Annotated in this window: 3 protein-coding genes; 1 reads left to right on the top strand and 2 read right to left on the bottom strand. The window is 64.0% G+C overall.

Features of this window, described 5'->3' with window-relative positions; genetic code table 11:
• Window positions 1–306: 306 nt before the first annotated feature.
• Window positions 307–1,083 (top strand): precorrin-6A synthase (deacetylating), encoded by a 777-nt coding sequence (cobF, locus tag EN879_RS32410; RefSeq protein WP_013531027.1) that lies wholly within the window; start codon window positions 307–309, stop codon window positions 1,081–1,083.
• Between the two features lie 126 nt (window positions 1,084–1,209).
• Here the strand turns inward: cobF and EN879_RS32415 are convergent, their stop codons facing one another.
• Together EN879_RS32415 and EN879_RS32420 are read right to left on the bottom strand one after the other, a co-directional pair.
• Window positions 1,210–1,551: a winged helix-turn-helix domain-containing protein gene (locus EN879_RS32415; RefSeq protein ID WP_063168278.1), complete on the bottom strand. Its 342-nt coding sequence runs from the start codon at window positions 1,549–1,551 to the stop codon at window positions 1,210–1,212.
• An 80-nt stretch (window positions 1,552–1,631) separates the two neighbouring features.
• Window positions 1,632–2,336, bottom strand: a 705-nt coding sequence (locus EN879_RS32420; protein WP_164774719.1) for a TOBE domain-containing protein, incomplete at its 5' end; no start/stop codon positions are given.

The raw sequence follows: 2,336 nt of genomic DNA on the forward strand, positions 1-2,336 counted from the left end.
CGACAGGATCAGGCCGCCGGTGCCAAGTTCGGCAACCGAATCATTGGCGAAAGCGGGTGCGGACGACAAGGCCAGCACGGCGGTCAGAACATATCGCAACATGGAAGCCCCCTCGGCTGGAATGCCTGCAGGACCCTAGCCGTTTCAATGTGGCGTTCAAAGCCCTTCCGTATCCGCGGACGCACCAAAGGGAGATGGACTGCGGTCTGGACACGCGCCAGCGCGGTCTGGACACGCGCCAGCGCGGTCTGGACACGCGCCAGCGCGGTCTGGACTAACGGGTTCCGATCGGGCAGGAGTTCGCCCATGCGCAAGCTTCTCGTCATCGGCATCGGCGCCGGCAATCCCGACCACATGACCGTTCAGGCCATATCAGGCCTGAACCAGGCGGATGTGCTGTTCATTCCCGACAAGGGCGCGAAAAAAAATGAATTGGCCGAACTGCGCCGTCAGATCTGCGACCGCTTCGTCACCAATCCGAAGTCGCGGCGCGTCGAATTCGACGTGCCGGTGCGCGACCTCCCGGTAGAAGATGGGCCGGCGCCCTCCTACCGCTCGACCGTCGATGACTGGCATGAAGCCATCGCCGCCATTTACGAAGGCCTGATCCGCGACGAGATTGCAGGCGACGGCTGCGGCGCCTTCCTGATCTGGGGCGACCCTTCGCTCTATGACAGCGCGTTGCGCATCCTTGAGCGCGTGCGCCTGCGAGGCGATGTGGCGTTCGAGCTTGAGGTCATCCCCGGCATCACCGCCGTCCAGGCACTTGCCGCCAGCCACAAGATGGCGCTGAACCGCATCGGCGATTCCGTCCTCATTACCACCGGCCGCCGCCTGACCGAAGAAGGCATGCCGGACAATGCCGGCAGCGCGGTCGTCCTGCTGGACGGCAAATGCGCCTTCAACACGCTGGCCGACAAGGATGTCGTCATCCATTGGGGCGCCTATCTCGGAACGGAAGACGAGATCACCCTCTCCGGCAGGATCGGTGACATCGGCGCAAAGATCGAAAAAGTTCGAGAGGAAGCTCGTCGGCGGAAGGGCTGGATCATGGACAGCTATTTGCTGCGCAAGCCCGAATAGGAAGGCAATAGGGGAGTAAGGCAGTAGGGGAGTAGGTGAATGACGTTTTGTGTTGGAAGACAGCACGCGAATGCCTCCCTACTGCCCTACTGCCCTACTGCCCTACTCCCCTACTGCCCTACTCCCTCACCCAGCCTCAATCTCCGCCTGCAACGCCTCCATATGCGTCGCTGCCGCGGCCGCCGCCGCGCGCTCGATGGCGCGGAAGCGGCTGACCACTGCCAGGCCGACCGCCGTCAACTGTGCGCCGCCGCCCTTGCGGCCGCCGGTCTGTGCCGCCACCAGCGGCTTGCCGAATACCCGGTTCATGTCCTCGACCAGGTCCCAGGCGTGCTTATAGGACATCTCCATGCCGCGCGCGGCGGCCGAGATGGAGCCGAAGGCGGCGATCTGTTCCAGGAGCTTGATCTTGCCCGGCCCGACGCGCCCGTCGGGATCGAGATTTATCCGCAAGCTCAGCGACGGCATCTTTGCTCTCCGCGGTCACATCCCAACATCATACTAGAAGCTCCCTGGCGAAACCGCTATTCCAAAAAGACATAGCGGGATCATCCACCCGTCTCGGGGGGCAGGCCGGCGCCGGTGTTCGCCCGATCGAAGCTCACCGTCTTGATCACCGCGAAAACCTTGCCGCCAAGATGAAGCTTCAGCGCCTGCCGCGACTGTTCGGTGATGCGGGCAAGCACGGTTGCGCCATTGCAGTCGATACCGACCTCGACCGCCGGTCCCTCGCCGGGGCTCATCGCGGTAATGGTTCCCGGCAGGATGTTGAGCGCGCTGAGACCCCTCGGCTTTTCGGTGGCGATCATCACATCGCGGGCGCGGATACGGATGCGCACCGGCGTACCTGTCTTCATCGCCAGCTGTGGCACCCGGAGCTCGCCCGCAGCCGAGCCGAGCACGGTCATGCCGAAACTCTCGTCGTGATGCAGCACCTTGGTGTCCAGCACGGCGCCGCCCTCACCGCGCTCCTCCGCCGGCAACAGGTCGAGCCTTTGCATCACCGCCTCGGTCGGCCCGCTGGCAACGACATTGCCCTGCGCCAGCATCACCACGTCGCTGGCCAGCCGCGCCACTTCGGCGACCGAATGACTGACATAGACGATCGGGATTTTGATCTCGTCGCGCAGCCTTTCGACATAGGGCAGGATTTCGGCCTTGCGCGCCTCGTCGAGCGAGGCCAGCGGTTCGTCCATGAGCAGCAGTCTGGGGCTGGCAAGCAATGCCCGGCCGATCGCCACACGCTGTTTCTC

The sequence above is a fragment of the Mesorhizobium sp. M7A.F.Ca.AU.002.02.1.1 genome, from assembly GCF_003998535.1.
Classification (GTDB): domain Bacteria; phylum Pseudomonadota; class Alphaproteobacteria; order Rhizobiales; family Rhizobiaceae; genus Mesorhizobium; species Mesorhizobium ciceri.

Coding starts and splice junctions, on each gene's coding strand:
- EN879_RS32415 (WP_063168278.1), bottom strand. CDS start 1,551: ATGCCGTCGCTGAGCTTGCGGATAAATCTCGATCCCGACGGGCGCGTC.
- cobF (WP_013531027.1), top strand. CDS start 307: ATGCGCAAGCTTCTCGTCATCGGCATCGGCGCCGGCAATCCCGACCAC.